This is a genomic window from Paenibacillus sp. JCM 18996, from assembly GCF_055392555.1.
Window position 1 is genome coordinate 632,297 of record NZ_AP043884.1, and the last position, 16,703, is coordinate 648,999.

Annotated in this window: 18 protein-coding genes and 1 pseudogene; 9 read left to right on the forward strand and 10 right to left on the reverse strand. The window is 49.6% G+C overall.

What is annotated here, in order from left to right:
* Window positions 1-56 precede the first annotated feature (56 nt).
* A complete protein-coding gene (locus ACZ5N7_RS03050) occupies window positions 57-482 on the reverse strand; it encodes a CBS domain-containing protein (protein WP_464657294.1) in 426 nt (141 codons plus the stop codon).
* 190 nt (window positions 483-672) lie between these two features.
* Here ACZ5N7_RS03050 and ACZ5N7_RS03055 point away from each other — a divergent pair, with 190 nt between their 5' ends.
* Complete coding sequence (locus tag ACZ5N7_RS03055; protein ID WP_464657296.1) at window positions 673-1,113, forward strand: GNAT family N-acetyltransferase; 441 nt, start codon at window positions 673-675, stop codon at window positions 1,111-1,113.
* Here ACZ5N7_RS03055 and ACZ5N7_RS03060 read toward each other — a convergent pair.
* On the reverse strand, window positions 1,110-2,741 hold the full coding sequence (locus ACZ5N7_RS03060; RefSeq protein WP_464657298.1) for an ATP-binding protein: 1,632 nt from the start codon (window positions 2,739-2,741) through the stop codon (window positions 1,110-1,112). The two genes, ACZ5N7_RS03055 and ACZ5N7_RS03060, sit on opposite strands and share 4 nt — an antisense overlap.
* 257 nt (window positions 2,742-2,998) lie before the next feature.
* Window positions 2,999-3,175 (reverse strand): aspartyl-phosphate phosphatase Spo0E family protein, encoded by a 177-nt coding sequence (locus ACZ5N7_RS03065; RefSeq protein ID WP_464657300.1) that lies wholly within the window; start codon window positions 3,173-3,175, stop codon window positions 2,999-3,001.
* A 172-nt stretch (window positions 3,176-3,347) separates the two neighbouring features.
* On the opposite strand from ACZ5N7_RS03065, the gene ACZ5N7_RS03070 reads away from it, so the two are divergent.
* Window positions 3,348-3,968: a stalk domain-containing protein gene (locus ACZ5N7_RS03070; RefSeq protein ID WP_464657302.1), complete on the forward strand. Its 621-nt coding sequence runs from the start codon at window positions 3,348-3,350 to the stop codon at window positions 3,966-3,968.
* 129 nt (window positions 3,969-4,097) lie between these two features.
* Window positions 4,098-4,388, forward strand: a complete 291-nt coding sequence (locus tag ACZ5N7_RS03075) for a DUF1292 domain-containing protein (protein WP_464657304.1) — start codon at window positions 4,098-4,100, stop codon at window positions 4,386-4,388.
* A 37-nt stretch (window positions 4,389-4,425) separates the two neighbouring features.
* Here ACZ5N7_RS03075 and ACZ5N7_RS03080 read toward each other — a convergent pair whose 3' ends face one another.
* A complete protein-coding gene (locus ACZ5N7_RS03080) occupies window positions 4,426-4,848 on the reverse strand; it encodes a DUF1885 family protein (protein ID WP_464657306.1) in 423 nt (140 codons plus the stop codon).
* 296 nt (window positions 4,849-5,144) lie between these two features.
* Between ACZ5N7_RS03080 and ACZ5N7_RS03085 the strand changes: the two genes are divergently transcribed.
* From ACZ5N7_RS03085 to ACZ5N7_RS03095, 3 genes and pseudogenes are all read left to right on the forward strand, one after another.
* Window positions 5,145-5,435: a DUF3055 domain-containing protein gene (locus ACZ5N7_RS03085; RefSeq protein WP_464657308.1), complete on the forward strand. Its 291-nt coding sequence runs from the start codon at window positions 5,145-5,147 to the stop codon at window positions 5,433-5,435.
* Between the two features lie 178 nt (window positions 5,436-5,613).
* Window positions 5,614-5,993, forward strand: a pseudogene (locus tag ACZ5N7_RS03090) (transposase); the annotation flags it as partial.
* A 104-nt stretch (window positions 5,994-6,097) separates the two neighbouring features.
* Complete coding sequence (locus ACZ5N7_RS03095) at window positions 6,098-6,535, forward strand: VOC family protein (RefSeq protein WP_464657310.1); 438 nt, start codon at window positions 6,098-6,100, stop codon at window positions 6,533-6,535.
* 155 nt (window positions 6,536-6,690) lie between these two features.
* Here ACZ5N7_RS03095 and ACZ5N7_RS03100 read toward each other — a convergent pair whose 3' ends face one another.
* Window positions 6,691-8,163 (reverse strand): aminotransferase class I/II-fold pyridoxal phosphate-dependent enzyme, encoded by a 1,473-nt coding sequence (locus ACZ5N7_RS03100; RefSeq protein ID WP_464657311.1) that lies wholly within the window; start codon window positions 8,161-8,163, stop codon window positions 6,691-6,693.
* A gap of 159 nt (window positions 8,164-8,322) precedes the next feature.
* On the opposite strand from ACZ5N7_RS03100, the gene ACZ5N7_RS03105 reads away from it, so the two are divergent.
* Both ACZ5N7_RS03105 and ACZ5N7_RS03110 read left to right on the forward strand, forming a co-directional pair.
* On the forward strand, window positions 8,323-9,591 hold the full coding sequence (locus tag ACZ5N7_RS03105; RefSeq protein ID WP_464657313.1) for an MFS transporter: 1,269 nt from the start codon (window positions 8,323-8,325) through the stop codon (window positions 9,589-9,591).
* Window positions 9,592-9,623: 32 nt separating this feature from the next.
* A complete protein-coding gene (locus ACZ5N7_RS03110) occupies window positions 9,624-10,790 on the forward strand; it encodes an MFS transporter (protein WP_464657314.1) in 1,167 nt (388 codons plus the stop codon).
* Window positions 10,791-10,866: 76 nt separating this feature from the next.
* Here the strand turns inward: ACZ5N7_RS03110 and ACZ5N7_RS03115 are convergent, their stop codons facing one another.
* From ACZ5N7_RS03115 to ACZ5N7_RS03135, 5 genes are all read right to left on the reverse strand, one after another.
* On the reverse strand, window positions 10,867-11,538 hold the full coding sequence (locus ACZ5N7_RS03115; RefSeq protein WP_464657316.1) for a TetR/AcrR family transcriptional regulator: 672 nt from the start codon (window positions 11,536-11,538) through the stop codon (window positions 10,867-10,869).
* 17 nt (window positions 11,539-11,555) lie between these two features.
* Complete coding sequence (locus tag ACZ5N7_RS03120; RefSeq protein ID WP_464657318.1) at window positions 11,556-12,578, reverse strand: ABC transporter permease; 1,023 nt, start codon at window positions 12,576-12,578, stop codon at window positions 11,556-11,558.
* A complete protein-coding gene (locus ACZ5N7_RS03125; RefSeq protein WP_464657319.1) occupies window positions 12,575-13,297 on the reverse strand; it encodes an ABC transporter ATP-binding protein in 723 nt (240 codons plus the stop codon). The genes ACZ5N7_RS03120 and ACZ5N7_RS03125 overlap by 4 nt, the downstream gene beginning before the upstream one ends.
* Window positions 13,298-13,571: 274 nt before the next feature.
* Window positions 13,572-14,303, reverse strand: coding sequence for a hypothetical protein (locus tag ACZ5N7_RS03130; protein WP_464657321.1), 732 nt, complete (start codon window positions 14,301-14,303; stop codon window positions 13,572-13,574).
* 84 nt (window positions 14,304-14,387) lie between these two features.
* On the reverse strand, window positions 14,388-15,035 hold the full coding sequence (locus ACZ5N7_RS03135) for a YktB family protein (RefSeq protein ID WP_464657323.1): 648 nt from the start codon (window positions 15,033-15,035) through the stop codon (window positions 14,388-14,390).
* 622 nt (window positions 15,036-15,657) lie between these two features.
* On the opposite strand from ACZ5N7_RS03135, the gene ACZ5N7_RS03140 reads away from it, so the two are divergent.
* The gene (locus ACZ5N7_RS03140; RefSeq protein WP_464657325.1) at window positions 15,658-16,545 is read left to right on the forward strand and encodes a stalk domain-containing protein; all 888 of its coding nucleotides are present in this window, start codon (window positions 15,658-15,660) and stop codon (window positions 16,543-16,545) included.
* Window positions 16,546-16,703 lie beyond the last annotated feature (158 nt).

A 16,703-nucleotide genomic window follows, 5' to 3' on the forward strand; every position in this document is an offset into this window, starting at 1 on the left:
TCAGATTTCCGGGCGATCCGCATACGGCCCTTTGAAAAAGCCTGGCAGGCAGGGCGCTAGCTAGTTTGGGTCGATTGTGTGTGAAAAAGCTTTTTGGCGCAGTAATCGATAATGTCGCTTCTGCGGACAATGCCGATGAAATTATCGGAGTCGTCAACTACAGGCACAAAGTTCTGGACCTTGGCGAGCTCAATCAGATCCTCCATGTCAGCCTGAACAGAGACGGGCGTGTTGTGTCTTTTAAACGGGACTTCCGCAAGCGTATGTCTGTGTGCATTCTCAAAAGTGATATTTTCGGTATTTTTCAGAAACCAAAGAAGGTCTCCTTCAGTCACAGTTCCTACATATTTGCCGTCTTCCGACAAGATCGGAACCGAAGTGTAGCGGTGATATTCCATTCTTTCCAAAGTTTGTCGCAATGTGGAATGAAGGGTTGTGGTAATGACCTCCCGCTTAGGCAGTAAGAAAAAAGCGATATTCACGTTAAAAACTCCCTTCAATAAAAGCGGATTCTCTATTCCATTACCCATCATATCAAAGAACTCGCCGCGTTTGAAGTGAAGTCTGCCGGCTCTGCCCTTAGCAGCAAAGCGGGCTGGCGATTCGCTGAGATACAGAGAGCAGTCGAGAAAGAGAAGTTCAAAATATTTTAGAGTAAAGAGAGGGCTGGCCGTGGACGTTATTCATGTCGCTGGGCAAGAAGAACTGGACAAGTGCCTTAAAATCCGTATGGAAGTTTTCGTTGATGAGCAGGGAGTTCCCGCGGAGGAGGAAGTAGACGAATTCGATGAGCTGGGCGGAAGCTGCCGTCACTTCCTTATTATGCTGGACGGCGAGGAAGCCGCTGCTGCCCGATGGCGGCCTTACGGCGAAGGCCAGGCGAAGATGCAAAGAATCGCCGTGCGGCAACGGTACAGAGGGCTTGGAATAGGCGCCAAGCTGCTGCTTGCTCTCGAGGAAGACGCCCGGCTATGCGGAAAGCGGGAATCCGTCCTTGATGCCCAGTGCCAGGCTGAAAATTTCTACCGGAAGCTGGGCTACATGACGGTTTCCGCAGAGCCCTTCGACGACGCCGGCATTCCGCATGTCAGGATGGTGAAATCCATTCTCTAGGAAGCGGATGTTGCCTGTATGACAGCCTGTTCTTCAACTTGTTCCGCGGACCCGTAGATCGGGAGGGAGATCACGAAAGTGGTCCCTTCGTTGACTGTGCTGTGGACTTCCATCGTCCCGTTGTGGTCCTGCACGATCTTATGGCAGATGGAAAGCCCCAACCCCGTTCCGGACTCTTTGGTCGTATAAAAGGGATGGAAGATTTTATCGAGCTGATCTTGGGGGATTCCAAGCCCGGTATCCGTCAGCTTGATGATCCCTTGGGTCTGGCTCGTGTATAACTGAATGCTCACAGTGCCTTCCTGTTTCATCGCTTCGATGGCATTTTTGATCAAATTCAGAAACAGCTGGACCATTTTATCCCCGTCCATCAAAATTCTGACCGGTTCTTCGGGCTGCTCCAGGATGATTTGATGGCCCAGCCGGGCGGCCTCCGTTTCCATCAAGGAGACAACTCTTTGTGTGATCTGCTGCAGCGGCTGCTCCTTGAAATGCGTTACATGCGGCTTTGAGAACTGCAGAAATTCCGCTGTAAGCTCGCTCATCCTCTGGATTTCCAGCATGATCAGCTGGTACCAATTCTCCACATTGTACCCGTTCACTTTGGAAAGCTGGAGGAAGCCCTTGATCGTCGTCAGGGGATTGCGGATTTCATGGGCCATTCCCGACGCAAGCTCGCCCACAACCCTAAGCTTCTCCGACCGGTGCAGATGCTCCTTTTCTTTCAGCTGCAGCTCGCGCTTTTGGTCATACAACTTTTTCTCCGCAACCAGCAGCAGTTCATCCTTGCCATACCCGTCGATGCCATATACGGCCATCCCGTAGGTAAGCTGAATCCCGGTCAGATTGGGGAACGCCGAATCCAGCTGCCTATGAATGGAGGACAGTTCATTAACAGGCAGCGCAAGCAGGAATTCGTCTCCTCCGTACCGAGCTATAAGCAGCGCGTCAGGGAACATCACCTTTAACAGTTGGGCAATTTGCTGAAGCAAGCGGTTTCCGCCCTGAAAACCTTTGGAACTGTTCATCGATTTCAGGTCATTGCAGTCCATCAGGACAACGGCTAACTTCATTTTCTTGTTGAGCAGCGTCTCCAGCTGTCTGTGGCATTCCTCGTAGTTATATAAACCCGTCAAAGTATCGTACGAAGCTAAACGCATATTTTCCACGCTGGCCAGCCTTGTATATTGGTCGGTAGAGGTCTTAAGTTGAAAGATAAAGGCAATGAACATGAAGCAAAGAATCTCGAACACAGTGAATAAAAGCTCCGAAGCGGAAAATTGACGGTCTTCCAATCGAAACGTGCAGGCAATAATCGTGTAACACGCACAGTATACGATGAATGTACTTATCCTGCCCCGTGTGGTCTTTGTTTCAAACAAATGCTCCCCCGCCATTAAATAATACAACGGTGCGCACCAGTTCAGATAGGAAACCCAGTGAAACAACGCGAGAACAGGAAGCTTGGTCCAATAATAGGCCTTCGATTTTGTGCCTCTTGCGAAGTGCATGGCGATATATAATGCCGCAAGGATAACCAACCATATTGGATTTTGTGATTTGTGCAACACAAGGGAGCTGAATAGAACGTAAACGATAAAAACCGGGCTCGCCCACTGAAAGAACATTAAGACCACTCCAGTAAAAAAATTTCCGATTCCTTAGCTATACTTTACTTTGTATAGGATTCTAGACAGACCCCCTGAATCCTTTTACTCGCAAAAATATCCTCACAAAGTGACGGGAAGCTCCGCGGCTTATTGCCGAATTTGAAGGGGGAGCCGCCGTACCGGAGGATTTGGCACAGTCTCGCATGATGGGTCGGTCACTCGGCCGCCGCATCTTTCAGGTGGTTGCTTCGGAGCAAGAGGAGCCGCTGAAACGGTCAGTTAAGGAGATCGTCATTCCTGCGCTTCATGGCCTCGACGATGAGCTCGTCCAATCTTTCGCTGATCTGGAGTACGCTCGGATGGTGGAAGTTATATTTGTGCTGTACCGCCGCATTCTCAAGAGACTCTTTGAGCTGTTCGATTTGCAGTTCCAGAGTGAGTACCGGGGACATCGTGGCGGCCGCCTTTCACATAGATTTTTACAGTGATACATGATATATAACATAATTGGTATAAAAATACAATTCGACTTTGTTAAAAAAATACTTTCTCAGGCGCAACTCTTTGTCGATTACGGAGTATAAACTAGCAATAAAAGCTACATCAACGCTGGAGGTTTTTTGCATGAAGGTCAAAAGATTAATTGTAATATCCGGGTTGTTTTTCACGCTGAGCGGAGTGACGGTGTTTGCAAGTTCCTTATGGGGAGATTATCAGGGATTTGAAAAGATCAGAGTGATGGTCAACAACGCGGAAAAACAGTTTTCCGAATCCGATGTCCCCGCGATTATGGTGAAAGGCAAAGCCATGGTACCCGTGGATGCGTTATCCGAATCTTTGCATTCGCTTGTCAAATGGGAGCCGTCCACACAGACGGTGTCCGTGTACAAACCGAACGTTTCGATATTTACAGCGTTGGAGGTCAGCAAGGATTATTCCATCAAGCAGCTGTTCGGCAAGGTAAAGACCGGTGATACTCTGGATTTCGTGGTGTTCGCGCAGGTCGACAACATGAAGACGAGCTTCCATTCGTTCAAAATATCTATAGAATCACCCAGCGGCAAAGAAGTGGTTGAGCCTCACGTGAAGGTTATAGCAGGGGAAAAGGAAAGCTTCTGGTACCCCTGGCCGTTCTATAAAGTAAACTTTGCGGAAAGCGGCAAGTACACCATCAAGTTCTCGATCAAGCCGGATCAGAACAGCGATTATACCGTCATTGCGGAGAAAACGATCGTTTCCCAATAAGCGATTGGGCCGTCCGCGTGTTCATTGATTTGTTTTGAAGGATTTGGTACGATAAGGGATGTTGACGGCCGCTCTCAGCAGCTCCGGTTGTCAACGAAGAATCAATCCATTCGAAATGAGGTCTTTCCGATGAGCGATCACGTACATGATGAGAACTGCGACCACGAGCACGAAGAAGAGGTATTCCTGGTTACCGACGATAACGGGGTAGAGCGCGAGATGGTCATTGTGTACACTTTTGAATCCAATGACAACGCCTATGCGGTGCTGTTGGACCGCAACGATCCTGAAGCGGACGGCGTCATTTTTCGCATTGAAGAAGAGAATGATGAAGCTTACCTGGTCAGCATTGAGGACGAAGAGGAATGGAACCGCGTTTCTCAAGTGTATGAAGAGATTATTAACGACGAGAATCAATAAAGCACGAGAAAAGCCTTCCCTCATAGGGGAGGCTTTTTTATTTCCGCGGGTTGAAATACATCGTCCTGCCGTTAAAAAGTTTCAGCTCGGCTTTGTTCTTCCGGGCCAAATATTTGCACAATTCGTTTCCTTTGCTTTTGTCCCCATGGGTGCAGCCGTCGGGAAGGACCACCTGAATTTCCCTCGCGCCGGTGCCCTCTGCCGCCTGGGAGTCCGCCATTCCCAGAACAATGTACTTATATAAGGAGTTCGTTCCCTTCAAATAAAACCAGCGGCCCCCGCTGTCCGGCTTGGTTTCGATCGTATAAGGGAATCCGGCCTCCGCATAATCCCAGCCCAGTTGTTTCCCAGTCCGCTCCAGCTGTTCTTTGAACTGCAGAAGCTGCTGCTTTAGTTCGTCCATTGTCATGGAAGCGACGGCGGAGCCTTCAACAAAATGAATGTAAGCGCTTTGAGCCATATGTATACACTCCCTAACCCATATTGGAATCATCATAGCATGGAAGCATGGGGTTGACAATGCTGTCCGGCGTCCGGGCAATCTTTCATAAAGCGGATCATGCGATAGTATAATGAAAGGAGAGAGGGAGCAGCCTCCATATAAAGGATAGTCGCAGATGTGGTGCGGTGGATTGACCGGAATAAAATGTAAAGTCGTGGTTTAATTGTTTGATTTGGCGGGTAAATAGCTTTAAGCCTGTTTGATGCTTCATTAGACAGGATTACCGTTGGAATTTAAGCCTGGAGGGAAAAGCGATGGTCATGACGCTTTATGATGAGACGGAAACGCCCAAGGTGGATTTTGTCGGCTTCATAACGGACAATGAGAGGTTCGACTTTGGCATTATCCATACGAATCAGTTCTTCGGGAAGCCTTTGGTTGTATGCCTGCAGACCGGCAACGCGGCATTGCTGGATCTCCAGGATTTGAAGTTCGTTGAATATTTGATGCAAACCTTTCAAATCCGGTCTCACCATGATGCCGAACAGCTCGCAGAGTTTCTTCAAACCCGCTTATCCTCTCTGCCGACGGGGCAGGAGTATTAACCGCAATGAATGGGCAAGCAGAAAGGAAGACGGACCGGTTTGCATCGCACCCCATGTGTGCTGTACGGTCGTTCTTCCTTTTTTTAATGGCTATGATAAATCTTATTGTTGATATTTGAAGTTTTCGAACATTTGTTCTATTATTAGGATAATCATATGGCTCGGAGCTGATTACCCTATGGATTTGAAGGAACTGATTAAACTTGCTAAGGGCTTGGAAAATAAGGATAAGCAACAGCTTATTCTCTTTTTGCAGTCAGAAACCAAGGGTAGTATGGGACCTATTCGAGTGATTGATGAAATTCAAGAGCAAAAACATAAAGAGGGACTGGTCTGTCCGCATTGTCAAAATAGAGCAGTCGTGCGTTTCGGCAAGTACGTTATTAAAACACGCGCGGGAGCAGTCAAACGCCAGCGTTACCGTTGCAAAACATGCCTCCAAACGTTCAATGACCTTACGAATACTCCTATCCAGCGGACACGGCGACCTCATTTATGGGTTCGATTATCGAACTCATGATTGAAGGATTTTCGCTGCGCAAATGCGCCGAATTGATAACAAACGCCCCAGTTTGTTGGATAAAGAGGAAAATCTATTAGCAATCGAGAAGAAATCTTTAGAATACATGTGTGTTAATTTTAGGTACTAGGAGGTATGGGATATGAAGATCAATAGAATAGATCATGTGAGTGTAAACGTAAATGATCTTTCAGCAGCTAAAGCGTTTTTTCTCGATTTGGGACTTGAAGTGCAAGGGGAATGGGAAATGGAAGGAGAGTGGTTGGGTGAGGTAGTTGGGCTTACTGACGTTAAAACAGCATGTGTAGGATTGCGAACGCCAGACGATCAGGCATGGATAGAGCTAGTCAAATTTTATACGCCGTCAGATGAACAAGATATTCAGAAACCCTTTGCAAATACGCTGGGTATCCGACATATTGCATTTGCTGTTGAAGATATTGAAGCCATTGTTGCCAAATTGAAAAAGAAGGGCACGGAAATCTTTAGTGAGATACAACAATATGAAGAAAGTTATAAGTTATGCTACGTTCGTGGACCAGAGGGGATTATTTTGGAATTGGCTGAGAAAATCAAATAACTATTGAAGGTTAAGCGGATACGATAGCTTAATAAACCGCCCTCTACAGGGCGGTTATATTTTTGGTTGAAAATCAACATGAGAATTAACGTAGCCTTTTTAATAAGGCTTTGATAAGCCGCTCCACTGCAGATGACTGATTTCCGCTTCAGCTGCTAGAATATGGCCTTGGTCTCCACGATCACCTTTACGTTCTGGACGCTCCTGTCCTCAGGACCTTTCACCGGCAGGCCGATGTCGACATGATCCACGATATAATCGATCAGTTCCTGGGAGATCACTTCTCCTGGCAGCAGAATTGGAATGCCCGGAGGATACACATAGATGAATTCGGCAATGATCCGGTCCGCCGACTCTTTGAAAGGGATCACTTCGGTGTCGCCGTAGAAGGCGTCTCTCGGTGTTAACGTAAGCTGCGGAATCGAGGGGATCTCGACGACGACCAGATCCTTCTCGGCTTTAATGCTATAGTTTTCCTTGGACAGCTCTCTTAGCGCGGTAAGGAGCGTCTCGATATTGTCCTGCGTGTCGCCCGGCGTAACAAGGCAGAGGATATTGTACATATCGCTTAGTTCCACTTCGATGTTATAGCGGTCCCTTAACCAGTTCTCGGCTTCGTAACCTGTGATTCCAAGCTTGCGGATATGGATGCAAACCTTGGTACGATCCAGGTCGTAAGTGGCTTCCTCGCCCAGAATTTCCTTCCCGAAACAGTATAAGCCCGGAATCTCGTTAATCGATTTGCGCGCGTAGTCTGCGAGGGCCAGAGTTCTTTCCGCCAGCTCGCGGCCGTTCAGCGCCAGATGCCTGCGGGCAGCATCCAGCGAGGCCAGCAGAATGTAAGACGTAGAGGTGGTCGTCAGCATGCTCATAATGGTCTGGATCCGCTTGGTGTTGACGCGGGGTCCTTTCACGTTGAGTACGGAGCTCTGGGTCAAGGAGCCGCCCAGCTTGTGGACACTCGTCGCGGCCATATCGGCTCCGGCCTGCATAGCGGACATGGGAAGCCGATCGTGAAAATGAATGAGCACTCCGTGCGCCTCGTCCACAAGAACCGGAATATTGTAGCTGTGCACGAGGTCCACAATTTCTTTGAGATTGGTGCAAACGCCGAAATAAGTCGGATTGATGACAAGCACCGCTTTGGCGTCCGGATGCATTTCCAATGCCCTTTTAACCGATTTCTTTGTGATTCCGTGGTCGATTCCAAACTGCTGGTCCCGCACGGGGGAGAGGAAGATCGGTTTGGCCCCGGCAAAAATAATCGCAGCCATCACTGATTTATGTACGTTGCGCGGCACGATGATTTTGTCTCCCTGCGAGCAGACGCTCATAATCATCGTGATGATGGCTCCGCTTGTACCCTGCACGGAGAAAAACGTATAGTCCGCGCCAAAAGCGTCGGCGGCCAGCTTATGCGCCTCTTCGATGACTCCCATAGGCTGGTGCAGGTCGTCCAGCGGTGCGATATTGATCAAATCTATGGAAAGGGCGTTGTCTCCTATAAAGTGTTTAAATTCTGGATCCATGCCTACCCCTTTTTTATGGCCTGGAATGTGAAATTGTACGGGATTGGCTTCCGCGTGGCGGCGCAGCGCTGTGAAGAGGGGCGTGCGTTGGTGGTCCATTTTAAACATCTTCCCTTCTGTCGTTAAAGTTGAACATCCATTTGCGAACAAAATTGAGTATAACAAATTAAGGTTTGGATGCAACTAGAAATTATAAATTAGTTTGTCCGATCTTGGAAACCATACAATTTAATCTTTATTCTGCACAGGCGGTGGACAATGGATACGATTCCGGTAAACAAAAAGAATTTGCGCGAGGTGTTTACCCCCTTTGTGATGAAGCTGCTCGTGATCATGTTTTTGGTGGAGTTTGTAAAGGGGGCCCTGCTCTTGTCGGTGCTGCCGGTCTATCTAGGTTCGGTGCTCGGCGCCTCCGCCTTCATCATAGGATGGTCGCTGTCCGTTCAATATTTGGGAGATAATCTGATGCGCACGCCTTCAGGCTGGCTGATCGACAAGCTGGGATACCGGGTCTGTATGCTTTCCGGCGTCGCGGTAACTTTTGTATCCGTGTTCCTTATCTCATTCAGCGCCAATTATTATCTGGTTGTGCTAGCGTGCGCGTTGCTGGGGATCGGGACTGCGCCTTTATGGCCAGGCGTTATCTCCGGAACGACAGCAACTGCCGGGGACAATTCAAGAGGCACTATCATGAGCGTAGTCTATATGGCGTGGTTAATCGGAACCGGGTCTGGTCCGGTCTTGATCAATTTATTTATAAAAGGCAACAATTACTCGCTGGCGCTGCGCATCCTTATGGGCATGATGGCGGTCGTGGTGATGGTTGCGCTTTTTCTGCCAAGACGTTCCGTTAATGCTGCCGGGCCTCGGGCCGCAATCAGTGCTCTGCATGATATGAAGGGAGCCGAGATCAGGGTGCCGGTGAAACAGCGGATAACCGCCTATTTAACGGAGCTGAAAGCTTCCCTGAATTACAGCAGATGGCTGTATCCCGCGCTGTTTGCCCAAACTTTCGCTCTGGGGCTGCTGACTCCAATCCTGACGCTGTATGCGCGAACCGTGATGCATCTCACTCCGAACGAGTACAGCCTGTTTCTCATTGCGGGAGGAGGAGTGACCGTAGGTCTGATGGTTCCTGTAGGAAAAATGGTGGACAAGCGCGGGACCGGAGTGACCCTTACCCTAGGCTGCGCGATCAGCGCGCTGTCGATGCTGGTGTTTCCATGGGTGCATAACCGGCTCGGGGCTTTCCTGCTCGTGGTCATCCTGGGCTTCGGATACGCTCTTCTCATTCCTTCCTGGAACGCTTTAATTGCCAGCCTGGTTCCTCCCGAGAAGAAAGGCTCGATTTGGGGTTTTTTTCTTACCATTGAGGGCGCGGGTATGATTATAGGACCGATCGCGGCGGGAATATTATGGGAGAGGATAGGCAGCCATGCGCCTTTTATGGCGAGCGGGGCGGTACTGATGCTGCTGCTGATCATGACGAGGCTGGTTTCCAACAAGCGGGAAAATATGATACGATAACAGTAAAAATTACACAGGAGAGCCTATCCGTTATGAACAAACAAATCGGCATCGTCATGCTGCTGCTCATGACCACCTTCATCGGATTCGGGGTCGTCATTCCCGTGCTGCCGGCGGTTGTGGACGCAGTGCATCTGGGCTTATTGCTATCCGTTTATTCCGCAGCATCGTTCTTTATGTCCCCGGTGTGGGGACGGCTCTCGGACCGGGTCGGCCGCAGGCCCGTCATCATGCTCGGTACGCTTGGTTTCAGCGCCAGCTTCCTCATTTTCGGACTCGCAGGCGGCAATCTCGTCCTTATGTACATATCCCGTATCCTAGGCGGGTTATTCTCAGGGGCCGTGACTTCCTGCGCTGTCGCTTATGTGGCGGATATCACTACCGTGGAGAACCGCACCAAGGGAATGGGAATGGCAGGCATGTCCATCGGGCTTGGCTTTATATTTGGTCCGGCGCTTGGCGGCATTCTGAGCGTCTCCTCGTATGAGCTGCCTTTTTTCGTTTCCTCCGGACTTGCTTTGGCGACCTTTCTTTTCGCGTTTCTTTATTTGAAAGAATCGCTGCCGCTGAACAGACGGACGAATGCCGGCGAGCAGCGCCTTTCACGCTGGACTGCATTTACCGGACTGATGAAATATTTGTATATCCTTTCTTTTTTCGTGTCTTTTACGCTGGCAGGGCTCGAGACGACGCTGCAGCTTTTTGAAACGGTGAAGATCGGAGTAACACCCTATCAAATCGGGATCATGTTCGCCGTTAACGGAGTGATCGGGGCATTGATCCAGGGGGTCGTCATCCGAAAATATGTAAAAAAAGGCGGGGAGACGACATTCATCCGCATCGGACTTGTATTGTCCGCTTTGGGATTTATTCTTCTGCTGTTTTCCACGAATGTATTTACAGCCGGGCTCTATCTTGCCGTATTCGGTGCGGGAAACGGGCTGATCCGGCCCTGTGTGACTTCCCTGATTACCCAGAAAACGACGGTGGGGCAAGGGGTGGCCACAGGATTGAGCTCTTCGATGGACAGCCTCGGAAGGATTCTAGGGCCTTTGCTCGGCGCGTTCCTGTACGGGTACAATATTTCGCTTCCGTTCCTCAGCGGAGCCGTCCTGTGCATCGCCGCCCTGATTCTGCTCTACTTGTACAGCGCTGCCGACTATCGCAGCCAAATCACGCAAAAAGCTTCTGCCACCTAGAGTGGACAGAAGCTTTTTTTGGAAGATAAATCTGAGGGCAGCCGGGTTCCCTTCAGTCAGTTTAAGGGTTCCCCCCTTATTTAATTGTCTGCTGCCGCGGAGTCAGTCCATATAAAATAAACTGAATCGTATTTTCGATTTCCTTCTCGTCATCCCACGCATAATCGGGCGCAAGCAGAAATCTTGCCAGCAGGAATCCGACCATAGTCGAAACCGTCAGCCTTATCACCGTGGCCGGAGGCATTTCGATCAGCTGGCCCTGCTTTTGAAAATACTCCACCACCAGGGTCACCCGGCTGAATACGATCTCCATGACCAATTCCTTGAATGGGTCTCTGATTTCCGGTTGGAAAGGGACTTCATGGAGCAGGATTTTAATCATCGGCATATGCGTCCGGGCGAATTCCATCCGGTTCAGGATTATGGCTCTCAGGAAATCTTCGTAGGTTGAATAAGGAAGGTCGATCACCTTGCCGAAATCCTTCATCAGCACAGGAGCAATGAGCTTGCCGACGATCGGAGTAACGATGGATAGGAGCAGATCTTTCTTCGTTTTGTAATGGCGAAATATCGTGCCCTCCGCTACCCCCGCTTTTTGCGCGATTTCGCTTGTCGACGTGGCGGAGTAGCCTTTTTCCGAGAAGATTTCCACGGCGGCTTGCACGATCTTGGCTTGTTTGTCAGTCATTTTCACAGTTTCATCATTAACCTTCAGCAACTCCTCCAACCATGGCTCTTTCTCCGGCATCCGCATCACCCCCTTCGCTAAATTTTGCGGTGTTTACGTAAAGCTAACACATTGAGCAGCATAAACACAATTGAGAAGGCCGCGAGAACATAGACGTCGAAGGAAATATCCGCCCAGCCTTTGCCGCGGACCATTACGTTTCTTAGCGCATCGGCGCCATAGTAAAGAGGCATCAATTTGCTCAGCCACTGCAGCCAGCCGGCCATATTTTCCAGACGAAACAGCCCGCTGAAAAAGATTTGCGGCACGATCACAATCGGAATGAACTGGATCATTTGAAATTCGTTGTTTGCAAAAGCCGAAATTAACGTTCCTAACGTCAAGGCCGTCAAGGAAAGCAGCAAAGTGACCAGCAGCACATAACCGATGGAGCCGCTCATCATCATTCCTAATACATAAATAGTATACCAGGTGATAAGAGCAGCTTGAATCATCGTGAACAGCCCGAAGCCGACGACATAACCGAGAACGAGCTCCCATCTGCGGATCGGTGAGGCCAGCAATCTTTCTAGCGTGCCGTTCGTTCTTTCTCTAAGGAAGGAGACGCCGGCAATAAGGAAAACGAAAAAGAAGCAAAAAAATCCGATCAGGACGGGGCCTAAGGAATCGAACAGTTCCATTTTCTCCGAGCCGTGCAAATAAGTGACCGACAGGGCTGGAGCATTCGCCGGCTGAGGCCCAGCCATAGTTTTGTTCAGCAGCATCAGCACTGCTTTGTTCACTGTGGGATCGCTGCCTTCCAGAGTCAGGCTAGGCTTCATACCTTCGAATTCAAGCACGGCATCGATGCCGCCCCGCTGCAGTTCCTGTGCGGCCTGCTCTCTGGTAAAGGAGGAGACCTTTGCGCGCTGCTCCGACAGCTTTTGCACGACAGCTTCAGGAGCATTGACGGCTCCGATTCTCGGCTCCGTCGAATTCGAGTTAAAGACGTAGGACATCAGAGTCAGAACGAGCAGAGGCGCAGCAAAGAGCAAAGCGATCGTTCGTTTGTCTTTCAGAAACTGGCGGATAATTCGAAGGATGACTGCGGACGTTCTCATGCTTGAACACCTCCGTAATGAAGAAAAGCTTCTTCTATCGTATGCGTGCCGGTTTTCTGCTTCAGGTCGCCGGGAGTTCCGACGGCGATAAGCTTTCCGTCCCGAATCATTCCCAGTCTGTGGCATTTGTCCGCCTCATCCATAACATGGGTGGTAAGGAGGATCGTAGTGCCGCTTGCGCACAAATGTCCAAGCTCCTGCCAAATGGATTTACGTAATACGGGATCGATCCCGACAGTAGGTTCATCGAGGAGAAGGATCTTCGGCTCATGAAGAAGAGCGACGGCAAGCGAGAGTCGGCGCTTCATACCTCCGGAATATTGCGACACAGGCTTCTTGAGGTGTTCGCTTAAATTAACAAGCTCCATCACTTCGCCGATTCTGGCCTTCAGCTTTTGGCCTCGTATCCCGTAAAGACCGGCAAAGAACTCCAAATTTTCTTGAGCGGTAAGCTCCGAATAGAGAGCATCGGCTTGAGCCATGTAGCCAATCTCCGACATTACACTAAGCTGCGGCATGCGATACCCAAGAACACTCACATAGCCCGAAGAAGGCTCATCAATACCGGCTATCATCCTAACCAGCGTTGTTTTGCCTGAACCGGAGGGACCGAGCAGCCCGAAAATTTCAGCCTCCCGCACCTGAAGGGAAATCTCCGAGAGCACGGTTTTACTTCCAAAACGCTGCGAAACCTGTTCTACCTGCACAGCTGTTGACATGGTTAGTAACTCCTTTCCGTTTTCTGTGATTGTGGATGAATTAATCATAACTCAAGTGCGGAAATTATTGAAGTGAGTAATCACTCATTTATGTAAAATATTTTATAATAATCGCTATACGGTGGACCCGTGGATAACTTTGTTCCAGATAAAGTATTTGATCTGATTATTTTTGATATTTACCATAAGATATAAAAAATGACATTCGAACTGTTACATTCGAATGTCATTTTCACATTAGGCACTTACCGCACGGTTTGCTAGAACAAGCTTATTAGTTTGCTTGCGTCTTCTGTTTACCGTCCACTTTTTTGTAGTCCACCATTTTTTCAATGCGCGGCGTCATCTGCTCTTTGATTTTGTCGATCAGCTGCTGCTTAGTCATACCCTTGGACTGAGCGATCTCGGTCAAGGATTTGCCCGCTTTCAGCTGGGTCTCCAGCTCGGCTTTGGTGATTCCGAGGATTTCCGCCAGCTTCTCATGGGAAAATACGGTTTCGTGCTTTCCATGCGCTTTGCCTTCCCGTTCGAGCATACCTTTATGATTCAGGATCTTGGTCAGATGCTTGGACATATGCTGCTTGATCTTGTCCGCTTTGACCGCGTCCAGCGTGCCGGCTTTGACGGCTTCGTCGATCTTCTTCATCCTGAGGTCAAGCAGCTTGGCGGTCAGATCCGCTTCGCTGACGCCTTTCGCCTTGGCGACGTCGACAATGCTCTTGCCGGAGTTGAGCTCTTTCTTCAGATCGGCTTCTTTCATGCCAAGGACTGAAGCGGCTTCTTCCGTGATAGGCAGATCCTTCACGCGGTCGATTGTTCCGCTCTTGCCGGTATTTCCGGCGTGGTTCTCGCTGCCGACAGCGGCTTTGGTTGCATCAAGCTTGGCTATATTCGTTTGAGTCTCAGCATGCGCTTCGCTTCGGGAAGCGTACAGCCAACCCCCGCCTAACGCGACGGAGGCGATCAGCGAGCTGACCAGTATTTTTCTGGCGCTTTCCTTGTTCATCGGTGATCCTCCTTCTGGAAATTTATGTACAGCATCGCTAGTTTACCCTCCGCCGCTTAAAACAAACTTAATGAAAGATTAAATTCATATTAATTCATTAACCGCGGAGCCGGACGCCATCCGATAAAGGGGGGCAAGGGAGCGAAAGGTTTCTGCGGCGCTTTGCATGAAGGCGGGCGGATCGCTCAGCAGCCGGTCACGCGGCTCGATATGCTGTCCGATCAGCAGCTCCGCTTTTTTGACGTCGCGAAAACGGATTAACGCTTCTTCCAGCTGTTCCCCGCTCAAATTCCCGGCCCGCACTGCCTCCTTGTTCATGTGGTCGAAGGAGAGGACATAGTCCGGCGGAATTAGCCCGCGCACCTCGTCCAAATGGTCCAGATAGGTTTGCGCGATGCTCTTTTTAAGAGGAAGTTCATAAATGAGCGCTAGCCAAAAAAACAAATGGTCGTCAAACAGGCCAATCTGAAAGTGGGGGTGCATTTTATAGCCTTTTTTGCTGGGGGAGAACGCCATCCACGTATCTTTAGGCGCATTAATGGTACGACGGGCGTGCTTTGCGATATGGACATGCATCTCCGTCCCCGCCATCATCGCCACATCATCGACTAACGCTTCTCCAAGCGCCTGGAATTTAGGCTGGATCCGTTCACGTATCGCTTCCATACGGGCCTCCAGGCCTTCAATTTGAAAGGTATCAAAATCGCGCGGTGTAAATCCGATAAAATTCATAGCTGTACCATCCTTTTGTATGAAAAAAAGTCTATTAAGTTGAAAGTTTGAAATGGATACGGTTACCGCATCAAGTATCAGGAAAGCTCCCTCTAATCTGCTTTCTTAGACATATGTATGGGATTTAACGGGAATTTCTGCCTGTAATTCGGCACGCTGACCATGCAGGAGACATTTTCTACAACATTAACGGGAGCTTTTCCAGCAAAAGGAGACTATAGAGTGCATCCGGGCAAGATTAGCTGCAGCTTTTCCAGTAAAAGGAGCCTATAGAGTGCATTCGTGCAAGTTAGCCGGAGCTTCTCCTGCTGGTCTTGTCGGGTGCTTTACGCTGAAGCGGGTGGCGTACCTTGTCGCGCCGATGGCTGCAGAGTAATGAAGTAACACGTCTGGTTCAAATAGCAGTTCAACTAATATAGATGATATCACAGTTGCTGCTGGGAAATCATCCGGCGGGCGTGCAGGGTGGGGAGCATAGGCTGAAGTGGCAGTCATGGAGTAGGTGGGGTCTGACCACCCGCCGTGCAACGCCACAACCCCTTTTTTTCAGCAGCCGCCACGTTGTCCGATGCGGGAGCATTGGCAGAATCATATATCACGGAGAAGGAGCGAGGATGCAGGCATGAAATCTCGATGGAAAAAGGGCGGAATGCTGGCGGCTTTGATGGCCCTCAGTTTTACGGCGGGCGTTTATGCTCAGGATTCGGTCATCAAAGTAACGGCCTATTTGCGGCCCGATTTTAAGGTGGTGGTGGACGGCAAACCGGCTGCGCTGGAATTCCCTCCTCTGATTTATAACGACAAGAGCTATATGCCTTTCACCGCTATTGCCTCCTTATTGGGAGCGACGGTAAGCTGGAAGGACGATACCAAAACGATCTATGTGAACAGGATCATTTATCCGGACAAGCAGGCACAGCAGCCTCAGAAAGGATTGTATGAAGAGGTCCAGATGTCGAATCCCCAGCCGGTCCAGGTGCAGTACTTGGGGAGGAACTACATCATTTTGCAGTTTGGCGGGCCTGGCGGGTTGTATTACCGGGTTTCCGACGTCGAGAAAATGGGCATCGATGCCAGGGGCCTGCAGAAGGCGAAGGAGATCTACACCGGCGCGCTTTACGTAACGGAAAATGAACTGCAGAAAGTGTGGAAGGAAAGGCCGGGCTACGCTTACACGGAATTTGACGCGATCAACCCTGTGCTTGTGGCGGGCGAGACGGATAAAAAGAAGATCGAAGCGTTGAATAAATACGCCCGAATGACGGGACAGTTCACATTGGGGAAAATCGAGTATTACTCGCGTCCGGTTTTTTTCGAACGGCTTGACGCCGAGAACGAGTATGAATATTTGCATACGATCAACGGCAAGCTGGCCAGGTCCAGGATCGTTCTCAAACCTCAAAAAGAGGAGGCGCCCGGGGACCCCGTCGTCAGCTATGAAGTGACCTCATATAACAACGAATTGATCGAACCCCTCACTCCCCCGGCTGCCGCCAAAACAGCGCACTAGGAAAAGGCTTCAATAGTTTCGCTTCACTCTGCCAAGTTGACGTCCCCTTATGCCGTGCACAGCGCGCTGAGGGGATTTTTGCCATGGAAACAGGTTTCTATTTCCGCGAATGGGGATAAAATACAATAAAGGGTATAAGCTTGTCAAAAAAATATCGT